General features: G+C 27.5%; 20 protein-coding genes. 15 read left to right on the top strand and 5 right to left on the bottom strand.

Features of this window, described 5'->3' with window-relative positions; genetic code table 11:
- The first annotated feature begins 25 nt into the window (after nt 1-25).
- Both ACQPUY_RS14110 and ACQPUY_RS14105 read left to right on the top strand, forming a co-directional pair.
- Nucleotides 26-598, top strand: coding sequence for a TetR/AcrR family transcriptional regulator (locus tag ACQPUY_RS14110; protein ID WP_430842021.1), 573 nt, complete (start codon nt 26-28; stop codon nt 596-598).
- A 154-nt stretch (nt 599-752) separates the two neighbouring features.
- The gene (locus ACQPUY_RS14105; RefSeq protein ID WP_430842019.1) at nt 753-1,088 is read left to right on the top strand and encodes a rubredoxin-like domain-containing protein; all 336 of its coding nucleotides are present in this window, start codon (nt 753-755) and stop codon (nt 1,086-1,088) included.
- Nucleotides 1,089-1,152: 64 nt separating this feature from the next.
- On the opposite strand, the gene ACQPUY_RS14100 is transcribed toward ACQPUY_RS14105, so the two are convergent.
- On the bottom strand, nt 1,153-1,974 hold the full coding sequence (locus tag ACQPUY_RS14100; RefSeq protein WP_430842017.1) for a nitroreductase family protein: 822 nt from the start codon (nt 1,972-1,974) through the stop codon (nt 1,153-1,155).
- A 25-nt stretch (nt 1,975-1,999) separates the two neighbouring features.
- A complete protein-coding gene (locus tag ACQPUY_RS14095; protein ID WP_430842015.1) occupies nt 2,000-2,815 on the bottom strand; it encodes a nitroreductase family protein in 816 nt (271 codons plus the stop codon).
- A 202-nt stretch (nt 2,816-3,017) separates the two neighbouring features.
- On the opposite strand from ACQPUY_RS14095, the gene ACQPUY_RS14090 reads away from it, so the two are divergent.
- Nucleotides 3,018-3,896: a LysR family transcriptional regulator gene (locus ACQPUY_RS14090; protein ID WP_430842013.1), complete on the top strand. Its 879-nt coding sequence runs from the start codon at nt 3,018-3,020 to the stop codon at nt 3,894-3,896.
- Between the two features lie 185 nt (nt 3,897-4,081).
- Here the strand turns inward: ACQPUY_RS14090 and ACQPUY_RS14085 are convergent, their stop codons facing one another.
- Entirely contained in the window at nt 4,082-4,498 is a 417-nt protein-coding gene (locus tag ACQPUY_RS14085; protein WP_430842113.1) for a MerR family transcriptional regulator, read from the bottom strand.
- 80 nt (nt 4,499-4,578) lie between these two features.
- A complete protein-coding gene (locus ACQPUY_RS14080; protein WP_430842011.1) occupies nt 4,579-5,037 on the bottom strand; it encodes a DUF2798 domain-containing protein in 459 nt (152 codons plus the stop codon).
- 172 nt (nt 5,038-5,209) lie between these two features.
- On the opposite strand from ACQPUY_RS14080, the gene ACQPUY_RS14075 reads away from it, so the two are divergent.
- The 8 genes from ACQPUY_RS14075 (at nt 5,210) to ACQPUY_RS14040 (ending at nt 13,531) form a co-directional block, all read left to right on the top strand.
- Nucleotides 5,210-5,626 carry a MarR family winged helix-turn-helix transcriptional regulator gene (locus ACQPUY_RS14075; protein ID WP_430842009.1) on the top strand — a complete coding sequence of 139 codons (417 nt, stop codon included), beginning with the start codon at nt 5,210-5,212 and terminating at the stop codon, nt 5,624-5,626.
- Nucleotides 5,627-5,843: 217 nt separating this feature from the next.
- A complete protein-coding gene (locus tag ACQPUY_RS14070; protein ID WP_430842007.1) occupies nt 5,844-8,426 on the top strand; it encodes a sigma 54-interacting transcriptional regulator in 2,583 nt (860 codons plus the stop codon).
- A gap of 165 nt (nt 8,427-8,591) precedes the next feature.
- Nucleotides 8,592-9,365: a PTS mannose/fructose/sorbose/N-acetylgalactosamine transporter subunit IIC gene (locus tag ACQPUY_RS14065; protein WP_430842005.1), complete on the top strand. Its 774-nt coding sequence runs from the start codon at nt 8,592-8,594 to the stop codon at nt 9,363-9,365.
- Complete coding sequence (locus ACQPUY_RS14060) at nt 9,352-10,161, top strand: PTS system mannose/fructose/sorbose family transporter subunit IID (RefSeq protein WP_430842003.1); 810 nt, start codon at nt 9,352-9,354, stop codon at nt 10,159-10,161. The genes ACQPUY_RS14065 and ACQPUY_RS14060 overlap by 14 nt, the downstream gene beginning before the upstream one ends.
- A gap of 16 nt (nt 10,162-10,177) precedes the next feature.
- The gene (locus ACQPUY_RS14055) at nt 10,178-10,654 is read left to right on the top strand and encodes a PTS system mannose/fructose/N-acetylgalactosamine-transporter subunit IIB (RefSeq protein ID WP_430842001.1); all 477 of its coding nucleotides are present in this window, start codon (nt 10,178-10,180) and stop codon (nt 10,652-10,654) included.
- Between the two features lie 24 nt (nt 10,655-10,678).
- Nucleotides 10,679-11,098 (top strand): PTS sugar transporter subunit IIA, encoded by a 420-nt coding sequence (locus ACQPUY_RS14050; RefSeq protein WP_430841999.1) that lies wholly within the window; start codon nt 10,679-10,681, stop codon nt 11,096-11,098.
- A gap of 46 nt (nt 11,099-11,144) precedes the next feature.
- On the top strand, nt 11,145-12,560 hold the full coding sequence (locus ACQPUY_RS14045) for a glycoside hydrolase family 32 protein (RefSeq protein ID WP_430841997.1): 1,416 nt from the start codon (nt 11,145-11,147) through the stop codon (nt 12,558-12,560).
- A gap of 8 nt (nt 12,561-12,568) precedes the next feature.
- Nucleotides 12,569-13,531 (top strand): carbohydrate kinase family protein, encoded by a 963-nt coding sequence (locus ACQPUY_RS14040; protein WP_430842111.1) that lies wholly within the window; start codon nt 12,569-12,571, stop codon nt 13,529-13,531.
- A 169-nt stretch (nt 13,532-13,700) separates the two neighbouring features.
- On the opposite strand, the gene ACQPUY_RS14035 is transcribed toward ACQPUY_RS14040, so the two are convergent.
- Entirely contained in the window at nt 13,701-15,062 is a 1,362-nt protein-coding gene (locus tag ACQPUY_RS14035; protein WP_430841995.1) for a dicarboxylate/amino acid:cation symporter, read from the bottom strand.
- A 254-nt stretch (nt 15,063-15,316) separates the two neighbouring features.
- Between ACQPUY_RS14035 and ACQPUY_RS14030 the strand changes: the two genes are divergently transcribed.
- The 4 genes from ACQPUY_RS14030 (at nt 15,317) to ACQPUY_RS14015 (ending at nt 19,375) form a co-directional block, all read left to right on the top strand.
- Nucleotides 15,317-15,508, top strand: coding sequence for a hypothetical protein (locus tag ACQPUY_RS14030; RefSeq protein ID WP_430841993.1), 192 nt, complete (start codon nt 15,317-15,319; stop codon nt 15,506-15,508).
- Between the two features lie 260 nt (nt 15,509-15,768).
- Complete coding sequence (locus ACQPUY_RS14025) at nt 15,769-16,641, top strand: shikimate dehydrogenase (protein WP_430841991.1); 873 nt, start codon at nt 15,769-15,771, stop codon at nt 16,639-16,641.
- Nucleotides 16,642-16,688: 47 nt separating this feature from the next.
- Nucleotides 16,689-17,135, top strand: a complete 447-nt coding sequence (aroQ, locus tag ACQPUY_RS14020; RefSeq protein ID WP_291678095.1) for a type II 3-dehydroquinate dehydratase — start codon at nt 16,689-16,691, stop codon at nt 17,133-17,135.
- A 236-nt stretch (nt 17,136-17,371) separates the two neighbouring features.
- Complete coding sequence (locus tag ACQPUY_RS14015) at nt 17,372-19,375, top strand: FAD-dependent oxidoreductase (protein ID WP_430841989.1); 2,004 nt, start codon at nt 17,372-17,374, stop codon at nt 19,373-19,375.
- Nucleotides 19,376-19,423: the final 48 nt, after the last annotated feature.

The raw sequence follows: 19,423 nt of genomic DNA, 5'->3' as shown, positions 1-19,423 counted from the left end.
ATATTGTTCAGAAAGGGATTTTTTTATGGCTAATAAAGATAGGAGAATAAGAAAAACGCAGGAAATATTAAAAAAAAGCTTAATAAAACTTATGAAGGATAAAAGTGTAAATTCTATTACAGTAAAAGAGCTATGTGAAGAAGCAGATATAAATAGAGGAACTTTCTATTTGCATTATAAAGATGTTTTTCATATGCTAGAGGAAATTGAAAAAGAACTCTTTGAAGAATTTAAAGATATGATATTATCCCATGAGATTTCGCCAAATAAGATTGAGACGAAACCAATATTAAAAGATATATTTACTTATATAGCTCAAAATAGCGACTTTTGCATGGTAGTTCTTTGTAAAAGTGGAGATATGGATTTTATAAAAAAAATAGTATCTTTAATATATGATAAAGGGTATAGTAGTTGGTCTAGTATTTTCAAAAAAAATGATAAAGCCCTTTTTGATAAATATTATTCCTTTATTTTATATGGAGCTATTGGGTTAATAGACTATTGGCTTAAAAATGGGCTTAATGAATCTCCTGAATATATGGCGACATTAACAGAGAAGATAATTTTAAATGGATTAAAATCCGTAAATAGCTAAGTAAATTCAATTTTACAGTATAATAAGGATAAAATGAGAAAGACAATTATTTAATAATAAATATTATTAATTGACAATAGATATTATTAGAGTTATTATATATGTATAGTAATTATAGAAAAAAATAAATTTATAGATATAGGGAGAGAATATTATGAAAAAATTATTTAGATGTAGTATATGTGGATATGTTCATGAAGGAGTGGAAGCACCAGAATTTTGTCCGAAATGTAATTTAGGAAAAGAAAAATTTGTTGAACTTAGCAGTGAAGAAGCTGAAAAAATCTATGCTTCAGATAGAACTAATAGTATACATGCAGAAATGATTATATTAGCAGATAAGATTGCTAAGCTTGCTAAGGAAGGTATAGAAATAAACCTTGATCCAAAGTGTGTAAATGGATTTGAAAAAGCAAAAAATGAAGCTTGGGTTATAAAGCAAAGATGTAAAGCAGAACTTGCAGGACATATGGCTAACGGTAAGTGGTAATTAATATAAAAAAGGTTGTATATTGTATTCATACAATATACAACCTTTTTTATTTTTTAGGATATTATATCCAATTAATATTTGCAACTTTTCTTGGAGTGGTTCTTTGGTACTTTACATCAGGATAACCAATAACTAAACAAGAAATTATTTGTTTGCCATCTTCTATTTGAAGTAAATTTAAAATTTCTTTATTATCTTGGGCAGCAACTAATAAGAAGCCACTGAAGAAGGTTCCAAGTCCTAAGGAATCAATCATAAGTTCCATATTTGAAGAAGCTAGACCACCGTTTATTGGAGTTGGCGAAGTAACAAATATGGCTAATGGAGCATTAAAAAATAATCTATCATTTTTTAAAGGGTCTTTTTTATATTCATTGTAGCTATATAGCCACATATTAGCATATCTTTTTAAGTGTTCTGTTTCAGGTGTTAAATTTTCTAATATATATTCACCCTTTTTCTTTAAACTTTCATATGCTAAATCTCTCAGTTCACTTAATTTTTCAGAAACTATTGTATATGAAACATCTTGACTATTAGTTGAAGTTTGAGTATATCTTCCAGCATCTATTATTTTCATAATTTTTTCTTTTTCAATTTCTTTATCTTTAAATCTTCTAACACTTCTTCTAAATTTAATGAAGTTTAAAAGATTATCAGAATTTATTGAGAAAGTAGCCTTATTATATGGAATTACTTCATTCATATCATAATCATCAGTTGAAACTGCTTCTACTGGGCATATTGCAACACAGTGGCCACATTTAATACAACCTGCATTATTAATTTCTGCTTTTCCTTCTTGCAAAGAAATTACAGTAGCAGGACAATCTTTAATACATTGTTGACAAGCTATACATTTATTTCTATCTACTTTAAACATTTGAATTCACTCCTTAATAATATAGTTATTTAGTCCAAGAAATAATATAAGTAAGATCATTATTTGACTTATTTTTTTGAGAAATAAGTGATTTAAATTCACCATTTATATTATTTTCAATAGCTACTAAATGAAAATGACAAAGGGCTATTCCAATATCAACTTTAGTTAAGCCTTTAGTGGAAGTAATATAGAAGTGTAAGGTATTATCTTCTTTTAGTACTCTCCATGGTTGTTTATTCATTGCAGATGGAGCTAATCTTAGCATTTCAAGTGCTTCTAAGTACTCATCAGAATCATTTGGATTAAGAGGAGTATCAAAGTTTCTATTAAAGAACAGTTCAGAATATAACTTGCGTTTATTAGTATTATTACCGAATAAAGTCGCTATAACAGATTTTTTACCACCTTCATAACCAATAGGTGAGACTATAGGTAAGATTTCATTTTCTTTTAGGGTAATAGCCTTTGCAAATTCACCTTTATTGAAAGTACCACCAAGCCATACACTTCCTAATCCTAAAGAGGTACAATATAAGATAACTTTTTCTAAAGAATAACCTAATGAAATTAAAGATAAATCATCATTTTCACAAGCTGATACCAAAAAGTAATTTGCACCTTTAATAACACCATAGGTTCCAAGTTTTATATCTTTGCTAATTGAATCTCTTTTTATTAATTTTATTCTTATTTCCTTATTAAAAGGGTTTGATAAGTTATTAATATAATTTTCTATTTTCTTTATTACATCTTCAGATAATGGAGTGCCATTATAATTTCTAACCGAGTGTCTAGTTTTAATTAACTCTTTTATTGATTGATTTGATACATTATTCACAACAAATACCTCCTATGGGTTTGCTTGATATTTATATAAAAAAAAATTATGTTTTTCTTACTAAATATAATTGACTTATGTAATAATGATAGTGTATCACTATATTAATTGACTTGTCTAATTAAAATAAATCATAAATATATAACTAAAAGTTATTAATTGCAACTTATTTAAAATACAATAATTATAAGGAGAAGATAGAATGAACTTACAACATCTAGAATATTTTAAAGTAATAGCTGAAACAAAAAATTTTACAACAGCTTCAAATATATTGTCTGTAACCCAACCAGCATTAAGTAAAGCTATTTCAAAATTAGAAGAAGAATTAGAAGTTTCGCTTTTTGAAAGGGAAGGAAGAAATATAAAAATAACTAAGTTTGGAGAGGCATTTTTAAAGTATGCCGACTCAGCATTAATTGAAATTCAAAGGGGAAAAGAAAAGATTCAAAATATGAAGAAAAATAACGAAAATGTTCTTTCAATAGCATCTACTGATTGCATAGGAGTAACATTTATACCATTTATAATAAGCAATTTCTTTAACGATAATTTACAAGTAAGATTTAATATTAATAATCAATCTACTGAAGAAATTTTTAAAGATTTAAAGTATGGAAGAATTGACTTTGGTTTTTTTGATGATATAGAAATTCTTAAATACTACTCTAAAATAGAATGTGTTCTAGTAAAGAAAGTAGAGTATGTGTTAATAGTTCCTAAGAATCATCATTTAGCAAATAAAGAGGAAATTTATTTAAAGGATTTAAAAGATGAATACTTTATATCATATAAAGATAAATATTGTGACCAAAGGATATCATACTCAGATTTAATAGGGTATACACCTAAGGTACTAGCTGAGCCTAGTGAAGGGGCTCTACTTTCTGGATTAGTTGCAGCAGGAGCAGGTATTGCAATAGTTTTGAATACACCTACAATTAATACAAATAAGATTTCTGTTATTAAGATTAAAGATGACATAGGATTTAAGAACATTTATATGGGATGGAATAAGGGAGAATATACTTCTAGAATTAAAAATGCATTTAAGGATTATGTTGTAAATATAAGTAAATAATTACTTTTCTCTTACTCTTGAAGAAGTTACTGACGAAGAATACAATAACCTAAAGTAAAAAAAAGATGCACCGAATGAAATATTATTTATTGGTTATTAGTAAATAATATTTCATTCGGTGTTTTATTGATTATAATAAATAAATTATAAAATAATTAAGTGAAAATAGTAAAAGATAAGAAAGTCTATTTATACGTATTAATATTAGTTAATTTTGTACTTTTATGGATTTTTTCAGTACCAGCATCTAATGAAGTTTTATAGTACCAGCACTTATAATCAATAATAGACATAGTTTTTTGTAGTTCAGCTATACGTTCTTTCATTACTTGCTTTTGTTTAATAAACATATCATAACGTTGCTGCAATGTAGTATCCCCTTCAATGCACCAGTCAATAAAAACTTTAATATCTTTTATTGGCATACCAGATGATTTCAGACATTCAATAATTGTAAGCCATTCGATATCAGACTCTTTAAATATACGTCTTCCATTAGTAGACTTGTCCACAAACGGAAGTAACCCTTCTTTATCATAATACCTAAGTGTATAAGGAGTAAGATTCATTTTTTTAGCGACTTCACTAATTGTATAATTCATAAATTTCAAACCTCTCTTACCAATAAAGTTAACTCTAAGTTTAAATTTATGATAAAACAATGTCAAGTAATGTCAAGTAATTAAATAGAGAATATTTTATTAAAGGATATTCTTACTAAAGGAGATACAATAAGTAAGTTAAGTGGTAGTGCCATTATAAAGTTTCTAGCAATGCATAATGGATAAATTTTCAAAGCTGTGCTATTAAAACCAACAGCAATAATGGCACCATACATAGACATGAATAATACCATACCAACGACCATACAACATGATATAGCTAATATTATTTTAATTGGTTTTGTATTTTCATTTGGTTTAACGATTTTTAATGCAATTGGTTTTGCAATTTTTCCAACAATAAATATATCTAGTATAAGTGCTACAAAAAATCCAAGCCAAAAATCATTTAGAAGATTATTAAAAAAGTCGCTACTAAAGCCATCATTTAGAAGCATATTATAAATAGTCATACCAAGAACCATGCAAAAGCACATCATCAATGTAAAAATAAATTTTTGAAATTTTGTTTTTCCCATAATAAAGATCTTCCTCCTAAAAATGAAATACTAGTCAACTAAGTTGACTTGCAAAGTATAACAATAATTTTACAAAAAGTCAACTAAGTTGACAATATGTTGTGTGGTTATTAGAATTTAATATAATAAAATATGTGGTACAATATATTAAAATAAATAGTAAGGTGAGAAAATGAAAAAAGATTTAAATATAATAGATTTAATAAGTGAAAAACATATTATTCTTAGGCGTGAAGTTGAGGATAGATGGGCGGCAAGCGAAGAAGAGGATATATCCCATACAGAGGCATTTCTTTTAGCTAGGATTTCTATGGGAAAAATATCTATTGCAGAAGTAGCTAGACAGGCAAATATATCTCGTCAAGCGATGTTTAAATGCGCAAAAAAATTAGAAGCAAGAGGGTATTTAAGATTTGCAATAAATGAAAGTAATAATAAGTATATGCAACTTACAAATAAGGGAACAGATTATTGTAAAAAAAGTAAGGAACTAAAAGAAAAGTTAGAGAAAGAAATATCAGACACTTTAGGAAAGGAAAAAGTAGAAATAATTAAAGAATTGCTAAATAAAAATTGGATAATTGAATAAAATAAATTATTGATTTTAAAAATAATTTATTTAGATGGAAGTTTGTATATTTTATTTTAATTATATAATAATTTAAAACTGAATTTTTAGGAATAAGTAATAGAAGTTGTTTAGACTTCTATTTTTATATTATATAACCGAATATATTAATAAAAGTTGAATTAGATTTAGTGTATAATTATATTAGTATATTTTATATTAAAAGGATGATTTTACTATGGAGATGAAAGAGAAGGTTTTATTATATTTCAAGGAGAACTTTAAGATAAAAAAATATTATATAGCTCAAGATATAGCATCAATATTTAATATAAAAAGGAGTGTAGCTTCACATTATTTAAATAGATTAGTAGATGAAGGGGTTTTAATTAAGGAGGAAACGCGACCAGTACGTTTTTATCTTTCTAATGAAGGCATAAATAACAAAAGCAATGTCTTTTCAGATTTTATAGGGTATGAAGGTACTATTAAAAGTCAGATAGAGAAATGCAAGGCAGCAGTTACTTATCCTCCAAATGGATTATCATTAATTATTAGAGGAAATAGTGGTGTAGGTAAAAGTTATTTAGCAAATTTAATTTATAAATATGCTGTAAGCAAAAAGGTTATAAAAGAAGATGCACCATTTGTTGTATTAAATTGTGCTGATTATGCAAATAACTCAGAGCTTTTATCAGCAGCACTTTTTGGTTATGTAAAAGGTGCATTTACTGGTGCAAATAGTGAAAAAAGAGGATTATTAGATGATGCTGATGGAGGATATTTATTTCTAGATGAAATACATAATCTATCATCTGAAAATCAAGAAAAATTATTTATTCTTATAGATTCACATAAATTTAGGAGACTTGGTGAAAGTGATAAATGGATAAATGCAAATGTAAGATTAATTCTAGCTACAACTGAAGATACTAAAAATGCTCTTCTTGCAACATTTAGAAGAAGAATACCTTTAGAAATAACCATCCCTGATTTTTCTACTAGATCATATAATGAACGTATGGATATTGTTTTTTCTTTCTTCAGAGAGGAAGCTAAGAAAATGAATAGACTCCTTAAAGTAGAGTCTAAAATAATTGACTTATTGGTGGACTCAAAATTTGAAGGTAATATAGGTGAAATAAAAAGTAAAATCAAAGTATTATGTGCACAAGCTTATAACATACAAAGTAGCGAAGAATTATATATAGAAAAAGAATCAGTTCTTAAAGAAGATAAGAATAAAAAATACTATTATACAATTTCTTATAAGGAAGATAATAAAAAGGAACTTATTGAGTGGGTTTTTAATAAAAAACAATTAACAAGACTTGAAGGATTAACTTTTCAGAAGTTACGTGAAGAAGTAAATACATATATTGAAGATATTAATAAATCAATACTTGAAAAGTATAGAAGTTTAGATCGATTTTATAGTTTAGATAAGGTTAATTATTTTTATACCTTTTGTTTAGAAAAAATAAATCATATTTTAAGTAATTATGGATGTCAATTATCAGATATTGAATTAGTTGATGTATTTAAAATAATAGCTAGTATATTATTCAATATACAAGTAGAGTATTTGAACTTTGAAATTACACAACGTGAAAAAAAGAATTGCTATAAATATTTTTCATTATCTAACAAGATATTAAAAGAACTATTAGGTGAAGAACAAGATGATTTTAAATTGATAATTGAACCGATTTTAGCAGCATATCTAAGCAATAAAATTAATTTAACAGCTGAAATTAATGCTTTAATTTTGATGCATGGAGCTCAAAATGCATCAAGTATTGCGTATATTGCAAATAATTTAAGTGGTGATTATATATATGAGCCTTTTGATATGCCCATGAATGTAGGAAATGATGATTTGATACAGCAAGTAAATAGCTATGTTGAGAAGATAAATACATCAGAAGGATTGGTAGTATTAGTTGATATGGGATCATTACAAAGAATGTATGATAAGGTAAAAGGCAATGTAGATGGTGATCTAATAATAATGGACAATGTATCAACAGCTTTAGCTTTAGATGTAGCTTTAAAGTTAAAGTGTAAAAGAAACTTGACTCAGATAATGGAAATGGATTTAAAAAAATTTCAAGTATCTATGCAATTTTATGAGGGAATATCAAGAAAGGTAAATATAATAGTTTCTTGTATTTCGGGCGAAGGTATTGCGATTAAAGTAAAAGAGATAATTAGCAAGTATATAGATGATGATAATATAGATATAATTACAATGAACTACAATGAGTTAGATGAAAAGTTAAAGCAAAAAGAAGGTTCAATATTTAAAAATACAGTGGCTGTATTAACAACATCATCTTTATCAAGTACATTAGTTCCATTAACTAATATAGAAGAAGTATTTAGTGGAACTGCAGATTTATCAAATTTAAGTACAATAATGACAAAAGAGAATATGAAAAATTGTACAAATGAAATTGTAAAGTTATTTACTTTAGAAGGAGCAAGTGAAAGACTAAGATTTTTAAATCCTGAAAAGGTAATAGTAGAAGTTGAGAAAATTATACAAAGTTATGAGAGATATTTTAATATAGAAGTAAAGAACTTTTTAAGAATGAATTTATTCCTCCATATATCAACAATGATAGAAAGAATAATGATAGGGGATTATGTTGAAGAAATAACATATACAAACGATACTATGGATAAGTACGAGTTGGAAAAATTTATTAAAATATCTAATGATATATTTAAAGAAGTAATTGATAAATATAGAATTAAAGTCCCTAAAGGTGAGCATATTCTAATTTATCAAATATTAAATCAAATAATTGATAATTAGTGTTGAATGTATTAAATAGTGTCTAAATATTTTTAGACACTATTTTTAATTATAAAGAATTAGAAAAATGGGGCTTTTAACATAGTAAATTCAAAAATATAGATTTGGCATGAGGATTGCTTATATATAAAGGTGAGATTAAAAATAGTATCAAGGAGGATATTTATGGACGTACAAATTTGGCAAATGATTCTAGTTATTATTTATGGTTTTTTTATTAACTATGATAAGAATGGTACGATGATAGGAACATCGCAACCAGTTACAGCAGGACTAATAGTAGGTTTAATATTAGGTGATGTAACAACAGGTTTATTTATTGGAGGTACTCTTCAATTAATGACATTAGGTATAAGTAGTTTTGGTGGAGCTTCTGTTCCTGATTATCAAACAGCAGCACTTGTTGGTACATATATAGCAATTACTACTGGACAAGATGCATCAATTGGAATTACATTAGCTATTCCAGTTGCAATGTTAATGGTACAACTTGATGTAGTAAAATGGTCTACTAATATATATTTTCAGAATAAAGCTGAAAAATATGCTGAGGAAGAAAATTATAAGGGAATTGAATTAATGCAATATTGTGCTGTTTTTAATACTATGTTAACTTCTGGTATTCCAGTTTTATTAACAGTTTTATTTGGACCTGATTTAGTAGGAGGAATTATAAAATATATTCCAGATTGGTTATCAGGAGGACTTTCAATAGCAGGGGGATTACTTCCAGCAGTAGGTATAGGATTATTGTTAAGATACTTACCGGTAAAAAGCTATTTTTCATATTTATTAATAGGATTTGTAGCAGCAGTATATTTAAACATTCCTATATTAGGTATAGCATTATTTGGAGTTGCAATAGCATTTATTATTTACAAAAAGAGAAGTGAAGAGGTTCAAGTAAGTGTAGTAGGAGGAATGAATGAAGATGAGTAAAGATAAATCTACAAAATTAGATAAGACTAAAAAGAGAGTACTTTGGCGTTGGTTTTTAAATGGAGGAGCTTCATTAAACTATGAACGTATGATGGGTCTTGCTTACACATATTCAATGCTACCTTTTCTAAAGGAAACATATAAAGATGATCCAGAAGGATTAAAAAAATCAGTAAAAACTCATTTGCAATTTTATAATTGCAGTCCTTATGTATCACCATATGTTATGGGAATAAATATAGGAATAGAAGAAAAAGAAAAAACTAAAGCATTAGATGCTATAGCATCTTTAAAAACAGGTTTAATGGGACCTTTAGCTGGACTTGGAGATAGTGTTTTCGTAGTAATTCCATGGACTATATTTGGAGCAATTGCAGCTAATATGGCATTAGAAGGAAGCTTTGTTGGAATTGGAATTTGGGTTTTAGTTACATGGATATTAAAAGCATTAGGATATCCGTTATATAAGGCAGGTATAGCATCAGGCACAAGCTTAGTAACTTCAATTGAAAAGAGATTAAAGGCTATAAAGGAATGCGTAGCTATACTTGGATTAATGGTTGTAGGTGCCTTAATACCAACAGTTGTAAAAGCAAATGTTGCATTTACTTTTACTCAAGGTGACTTAACAATGACTGGTAATGAAATACTTAATCAAATTTTACCAGGATTGATTCCAGCAGCAGTAGTTTTCGGAGTTTATTCACTATTAGGTAAAAAAGTAAAGCCAGTTTATATAATTCTATTAATTATAGTAATTTCAATAGTTTTTAAATTATTAAATATATTAGGATAAAAGGAGAGTTTTCAATATGGAAGGAATTATTCATATACGTATAGATGATAGATTAATACATGGACAAGTTGCAACTCAATGGACTAATGAACTTGGTGCAACAAGAATAATGGTAATAAATGATGAAATATCACAAAATGAAATGCAAAAAACAATATTAAGAGTAGCAGCACCACCAAATGTAAGTACTTCAATTATCTCAAGAGAAACTGCTTATAAGAATATTACAAATGGTAAATATAAAGGACAAAGAGTTCTTGTAGTAGTTAAGTCTCCAGTTGATATTTTAGCACTTGTTAATATGGGACTTGATATTAAGAGTGTTAATGTAGGAAATATGTCTACTAGACCAAATACAATACGTTTGAAAGCTACAGTTTGTGTTACTGAAGAAGAAAAAAATGCTTTTGAAGAGTTAATTAATCGCGGATTAGAAATTACTGCAATAATGGTTCCAGGTGAGCCAAGGATTTATATAAAAGATTGTATGTAATAATGAAAGTGAGAGTGTGAATAGATGTATCAAATAATAATTGCAAGTCATGGACCTGTGGCAAATGCTATGAAAGAATCATTACAATTTTTTTTCAAGGATTTAAAGAATGTTCATACTGTAACTTTAGATAGAGATGGTATAGGAAAATTTTCTTGTAACATAAGTGAAGTATTGGAAAGTTATAAAAATGATGAGTTACTTGTTTTTGTAGACTTATTTTATGGTACTCCATTTAATGAGTTTGCAAGACAATGTACAGAATTAGAAGCAAATTTTGAGATAATATCAGGAGTAAATATGCCAAGCTTAATAGAGGCTGTAAACTATCAAGAACAAGGGAAAAATCTAAGAGAAGTAATAGATTCAATTATGAGAGCAGGAAAGATAAATACTTTTAGTAATACAATTGAAAAATCCCAAGTAAAGGATGATGATGAATAAAACACTTCTTTTGAAGTGTTTTATTCATACATAGAGGTAAAAAAATATGAGTGAAAAATTGAATGATGCTAGATATTATGTAAAAGAGAATAAAGTAAAAAATAGATTGAATTATCATATTACACCTAGTGTAGGATGGTTAAATGATCCTAATGGGTTGGTTTATTTTAGAGATGAATATCATGTATTTTATCAAACATACCCATATGATACAAAAAATTCTAACATTTACTGGGGACATGTAAAAAGTAAAGATTTAGTAGGATGGGAAGAGTGTCCGTTGGCTTTGGCACCTGATAAAGATTATGATATAAATGGTTGTTTTACTGGTAGTGCAATAGTCCATGATGATGAGCTAGTATTAATGTATACCGGACATAGGTTAACTGAAGATGCATATATAGAGACACAAAATATTGCAAGAAGCATAGATGGTATAAATTTTACTAAATATGAGGGGAATCCAGTAATAGAAAAATCTCCAGAAGATACTACTCATAGATTTAGGGATCCTAAAATATGGAGTGAAGATAATAAGTTTTATACAGTAATAGGTGGAGAAGATTTTAAGAATAATGGAAAAGTAATTATTTATGAAACAGAGGATTTAGCTAATTTTAAATATAAGGGTGTATTAGCTAGCTCTGATGGAGATCTTGGTGAAGTATGGGAATGTCCCAATTTTATCAATATAGATGATAAGGATATTTTAATAATTTCTCCTAAGGGATTAAAAGATAGAAAAAAATTTAATTATCCATATGAAAGTGGATATCTTATTGGTAATTATGATAGGGAAAAGAATAACTTTAATCATAGTAAATATAATAAGTTAGACTTTGGACATGATTTTTACGCACCACAAGTATTTAAGGATAGAAAGGGTAGAAGTATACTTATAGGTTGGTTTGGGGTACCTGAGGCCAAATTAGAAGAGATTAGATTTGGATGGGCAAATGCATTAACATTACCTAGGGAACTATATTTAAATAAGGACAATAGATTGTGCATGAAGCCTGTAGAAGAATTAGTAGCTTTAAGAGAAGAAAAAATAGTAGATACAAAATTAAATATAGAAGAGGAGAATAGTTTTAATATAGATAATGATTCAGCTGAGTTTTTATTAGATATAATTAATATTGAAGAATGTACAGAAAGTGTAGGATTTAATATAAAAAGCAATAATAATTTCGTTCAGATTCTATATTATCCCAAAAAAAATGAAGTTATTTTATCTAGGAATACTGAAGATGGAATAAGAAAGGCTACAATATACAATAGCGAAAAAATTTCTATGAGGATATATCTAGATAAAAGTACAATTGAGGTATTTATAGGAAATGGAGAAGCTGTTTTTTCTAGTAGAGTTTACTTTGATGGAAAGCTAAACTTTAATTTAGTATGCAATGATGGAAGAGCAAATGCAAGATTTAAATACTTTAAATTAAGAAAGATATTTTAAGGAGTAAAATTATGAGTAATGTTTTTTGTATCGGTGAATTATTGATTGATATGGTATGCATTGATAATAAAGGATTAAAATATGGGCAATCTTTTGAAAAAAAACCAGGGGGAGCACCAGCAAATGTTGCAGCAGCTATATCTAAATTAGGAGGAAATGCATACTTTTTAGGTCAAGTTGGTAAAGATTTCTTTGGAGATTATCTAATAGAGTTATTAAAAGAATTAAAAGTAAATACAGATTTAACTTCTAGGGGAGGAAATACTACAACGGCTTTTGTCGGGATTGATAAAAATGGTGAGCGTAACTTCACTTTTTTAAGAGGAAGTGATATGGACTATAAATTCAGTAATATTAATACTGAAATAATTAATAATACCGACATAATACATTTTGGTTCAGCTACAGGATTATTAGGTGGAGATTTAAAGAAAACATATTTTGAATTGTTAGATTATGCAATAAAAAATAATATTTATATATGTTTTGACCCTAACTACAGAGACAATTTAATAAGCAATGAACATTTAGAAGAGTACATTAAGGATTGTAAGATATTTTTAAAGAATTCAGATTTTATAAAAGTAAGTTTGGAAGAATTATTTCTAATTACATCTGAAAAAAATTGTGAATTAGGAATTAGGAAGCTACATGATATTGGTGCTAAAGTTATAACTGTTACTTTAGGTGAAAAGGGAACACTTTTAAGTATAAAAGGTTTTAAGAAGATTATTAAATCAATTAAGATTAACCAAGTAGATTCTACAGGTGCTGGGGATGCGTTTGTAGGAGCTGTATTATTACAATTATCTAAAATAGATAATAAAAATGAGATATCTTTTGAGAAGTGGGAAGAGATAATTGAATTTGCTAATAAAGTTGGAGCAATAACTTGTACAAATTATGGAGCAATAACATCTATTCCTAAAATAGAACAGATAAATACTTATATGTCAGATAATGAAATATAGTATATATTTATAGTTTATTATTATAAATTTTATACAAAAAAAAGAATATTAGTAAAATAATTAACCTTAAGTATTGCTAGATATTTTTAATGCCCGTCAACTATGAATTATTACAATAAAAATAAAAATCTATGCATAATTACATGCATAGATTTTTTTATGTAATATTTTAACTCATATATATGTCTTTATTTAAACATCCTTCAGAATTTGAAACAACTATAGCGGTTGCAGAATCACCAGCAACATTTAAACAAGTTACTAACATATCCATTGGACGGTTTATAGCAAGAATTAAAGAATAAGCAACTAAAGTTGCACTATTATTAAAGCCCATGCCTGTTAAAACTGTAAATAGGATTATAGCTGATGATCCAGGTGCTGAAGGAGTACCAACTGATGCTATGAGTGCAAAAACTGCTATTAATAATATATTATGAAAATCTAAGCTATATCCTGAAGATGCTGCAATAAAAACAGTTCCTATAACTTGCATAATTGCAGTACCATTCATATTTATAGTCATTCCTAATGGAAGTACAAAAGAAGATATATCTTTATTTGCTCCTAGTTCTTCAACAGTAGTTTTTTCATTTAATGATAATGCAGCCGAAGAAGAAGCAGCAGAAAAACCAAGTAAAGCAACCTTTGCAAATTTTTTTATAAATATTATTGGATTTAGCTTAGTAAATGAATATATGAATAAAGGATAACATGTAAAGAAAACAAATATTGATGATATTGAAACTATAGCCATATACATTAAAGCAGGTCTAAGTTGGTTTATTCCATATACAGCAAAGGTTCTAGTTATCAATACAAATACAGCAATTGGACTAAATTTAGATATAATAAAATTTAAAAAAACAGAAATAATATTATTAATATCTATAAGTAAGTTCTTTAAAACTAATATTTTATCACCAACTGAATTAATACAGAGACCTACAACTACAGCTAAAAATACTATTGCTAATACCATACTATTATTAGATAAAGTAGATGAAATATTGTTTGGTATCATATCTATAATAACTAATAATGGATTACTACTAACACTAGTGTTAATAGATGAAGATATATCTGCATTAATATTTACACTAAATAATCCGAACTTATAAGCTATAAACCCAAATAAACAAGCTATTATTAAAGAGTATATAGAAGTTGCTAAAAATCCTAATAAGGTTTTTGAAGATATCCTTCCTAATTTTTTTGTATCACTAATATGGCACATAGAAAGAGCAATTGATGAAAATACCATTGGAATTATTATTAATTGAAGACAATTAATAAATAACTGACCTAATATATAAAAAATACCTATAGAATTTTTACCTTCTTCAGTAGATATATCTTGAAATAAAAGATTATTGATAAAATTCCATATTGAAGTCTTGTCATTGTTAATTAAAAATTCTCTTAATAACATAAAAAGTGTACCAAATATTACGGCAAGTACAAGCGAAATAGCCATTTTTATAGCTAATTTAGTAGATTCACTCTTCCCATTTAAAAAGTTCGATTTCATAAAAATATCTCCTAATAATATTTAATATTTAAATTAAGTGTTTAATAATGTATTAGTGAAATATAGTTATTTAACGTTAGCATAAATATATATTAGATAAATAAATATGTCAATAATTTAACTATTAAACTAATGGAAGGAAACATTAATACATAAAAGAAATCTATAAATTTAATAGAAAATTTCTATATATTATTACTAAGATTAAATTAAAGTGATAGAATATAAATAAAAAATATATGGGGGCTGTAAAAATGAAGTTCAATAATGAAAATATGAGGAAATATAATTTAATTGAAAGTAAGGATTTACTTAAGTGTAGTGTATGTAATGAAGAAACTAATTATGTGGATTTTTGGAGCAATAATAAATTTTGTTCTACAGAATGTAAGGATAAATATTATAGTTGGATAAAAAATAATAAAGACAACGTAAATGCATATTAATGTAGGAATTATAAATTTACTTATGATATTTATAAATAATAATAATGCAACTTTAAGGATGTATAGAATTAATCTATAGATAATGTAGCAAAAATCAATTGGATTAATATAAGTTATTATAATATAATAAAATTAAATTAAGTGTTAAATATTTAACGTTCATTTTGTTTTAGATATTATGAAAGAAATAGAATATTGTAATGAAGTTTAAATAAAATTTGGATAGTTATAAAATATCCAAATATAAAGGAGAGAATACAATGGAAAAACGTATTTCAGGTTATACTACATTAATAGGATTATTAGCAACACCAATAAAACATACAAGTTCACCAAAGATGCATAATGAAGCATTTCAATATTTAGGATTAGATTATGCTTATCTTGCATTTGAAGTTGGAAATGACGGTTTAGAGGATGCAGTAAAGGGATTAAAGGCAATGCAAGCTAGAGGATGCAATGTATCAATGCCAAACAAAACTGTAATTCATAAATATTTAGATAAGCTAACTCCAGCTGCTGAGCTTGCAGGAGCTGTAAATACAGTTATAAATGATGATGGAGTATTAACAGGACATATTACTGATGGGGTTGGTTATATGACATCATTAAAGGATGCTGGATTTGATATTATTGGTAAGAAGATGACTATAGTTGGTGCTGGTGGAGCAGCTACAGCAATATGTATTCAAGCAGCTTTAGATGGAGTAGCTGAACTTTCAATATTTAACCAAGATGACGAATTCTTTGCAAGAGCAGAAGAAACAGTTAAGAAGATTAATGAAAAGACAAATTGTAAAGCTAAATTATATAGATTAGAAGATAAAGAGGCATTAAGAAGAGAGATTGCTGATTCTGTAATATTTACAAATGCAACAGGAATGGGAATGAAGCCATATGTAGGTCAAACATATATAGAAAAAGATATGTTAAGACCAGATCTTATAGTAAGTGATGTTGTATATCAACCAGCAAAAACTAGATTATTAGAATTAGCAGAAGAAGTTGGATGTAAAACAATAAATGGTCTTGGAATGATGTTATTCCAAGGAGCAGAAGCCTTTAAATGTTGGACTGGCAAAGAAATGCCTATAGAGCATATGAAAGAATTTTTATTTGGAGATAATAAATAGATATTTAATAAAAATATTTTATTAAATAAGTTTTGGAGGGAAAATATATGAAATTCATGGTTATTAATGGACCAAACATAAATATGATTGGTGTTAGAGAAAAAGGAATATATGGATCAAAGAGCTTTACTGAAATATGTGAATATATAAAAGAAGAAGGAGAAAAGAGAGGACATGAGGTTACTCTTCTTCAAAGTAATTGTGAAGGAACTATGATTGACTTTTTACAAAGAGCATACTTTGAAAAGTTTGATGGAGTTGTAATAAATCCAGGTGCATACACACACTACAGCATAGCTTTACATGATGCAATAAAAGGTAACACTGGGATTCCAACAGTAGAAGTTCATATATCAAACGTACATGCGAGAGAAGAATTTAGAAAAGAGTCTAAAACAGCTCCAGCTTGTATCGGTCAAATGTGTGGATTTGGTGAAAAAGGATATGTACTTGCAATGGAAGCATTAGAAGATTATATCACTAGAAATAAATAATTTATATTATACATTTTGCATTAAAGGGCTGTCTCAGACAGCTCTTTTTAAATGAATAATTAATAGAAGTATTAAAAATAGATGTATAATGAATTTAAACTATAGATAATTTCTATAAAAAACTCTTAAAACATTCATTAGATTTATAAAAAAATTAGAGTTATAATTAATTTAATGATTTTTATAGATATAAAAGTTAAAACTTTATCAATATTCAATTGTAGGGAGAATGGAAGATGAATAAATACGAAAATATATTTAAGCCACTAACAGTTAAAAACATGACTATTAGAAATAGAATTGCTATGCCTCCTATGGGAACAAACTATGGTGGAGCTATGGGTGATTTCACTGAAGAGCATGTTCAATATTATGAAAAAAGAGCTAAAGGTGGAACTGGATTAATCATAGTAGAAAATGCTTGTGTTGATTTTCCAATGGGATCAAATGGTACAACGCAAATAAGATTAGACCATGATAGATATATTCCGAATTTATATAGATTAACAGAAAGATTACATAGACAAGGTGCTTGTGTGGCTATACAAATAAACCATTCAGGGGCATCAGCTGTACCAGGAAGAATAGAAGGAAATACTCCAGTATCATCTTCAAATGTACCATCAAAAACTGGTGGAGCTATTCCAAGACCTCTAACTGTAGAAGAAATATATGCAATAGCTGATAAATATGCAGAAGCAGCACAAAGAGCTCAAATGGCTGGATTTGATGCAGTAGAAATACATGGAGGACATTCATACTTATTATGCCAATTCTTATCTCCTCTATATAATAAGAGAACTGATGAGTTTGGTGGAAATTTAGAAAATAGAACAAGATTTGCTAAGTTAGTATTAGAAAGAGTTAGAGCGGCAGTAGGACCAATGTTCCCAATAAGCTTTAGATTTAGTGCAGATGAGTTTATTGAAGGTGGTAATAAGTTAGAAGATACTCTAGAAATGATGGAATATCTTGTTGATGAAATTGATATATTAAATGTTTCAGCAGCAGTTAATGATACATTACAATATCAAATAGATGCTAATTACTTAGAGGATGGATGGCGTTCATATATGGCAAAAGCTTTCAAAGAAAAGTTTAATAAGCCAGTTATAACATCAGGAAATATTAGAAATCCGGAAGTAGCGGACAAGATATTAGCAGAAGGACATGCTGATTTATTAGCTATGGGACGTGGACTTATAGCAGATCCAGAATGGGTTAATAAAGTTAAGAGCGGAAGAGAAGATGAATTAAGAAAATGTATATCTTGTAATATAGGATGTGCAGGACATAGAATAGGATTAAATAGACCAATAAGATGTACTATAAATCCAGAAGTTATTTTAGGTGAAGAAAATCATACTTCAATGAAAGTTAACAAACCAGTAAATGTTGTTGTTATTGGTGGAGGTACAGCAGGACTTGAAGCTGCTTGCACAGCTGCTGAAGTTGGATGTACTACATTCTTATTTGAAGCTAAGCCTTACTTAGGTGGATTAGCTAGAGAAATAGCTAAATTACCAGCTAAAGATAGAATTAATGATTTCCCAGATTACTTAATTAATAGAGCTAAGAAATTAAGAAATCTTTATATATTCACAAATACAACTGCAACTATTGAAGCAATAGAAAACTTAAAACCAGATGTAATTGTTAATGCTACAGGATCAACTCCATTATTACCTCCAATAACTGGATTACATGACAGAGTTGATAAAGAAAATTCAAAAGTATTATCAATATTTGGATTAATAAATAATATTAAAGAATTTAATGCAATGGACTTAGAAGGAAAGAAAATAGGAGTTATCGGTGGAGGAGCTGTTGGACTAGATGTAGTTGAATACTTCGCTCATAAAGGTGCTAATGTTACTATAGTTGAAAGAATGCCAGCTGTAGGAAATGGAATGGACGTAATAACTAAACTTGACTTCATGACTATGCTTAAAAAGAAAGAAGTAGATGTAAGAGTTGAAACTTCATTATTAGAAATTAAAGATAGCAGCTTCATAGTTAACAAAGATGGCGTAGATGAAGAAATAGAATTCGATTATGGATTTGTATGCTTAGGAATGAGAGGATACTCACCATTAATGGCAGAATTACAAGAAACTTTCCAAGCTAAGAACGTAGAAGTTGTTAATATTGGAGATAGTGTTAGAGCAAGAAGAATAATTGAAGGTGTTGAAGAAGGAAGACATATTACTGATACACTTAAGAGAATTGGTGCTCTATAGTATTTAATATAATATATTTATAAAAATTCAATAGATAATCTATTGGAT

Source organism: Clostridium nigeriense, from assembly GCF_050585245.1.
Lineage (GTDB): Bacteria > Bacillota > Clostridia > Clostridiales > Clostridiaceae > Clostridium > Clostridium nigeriense_A.
This window is presented reverse-complemented; position numbering and strand designations above follow the sequence as displayed.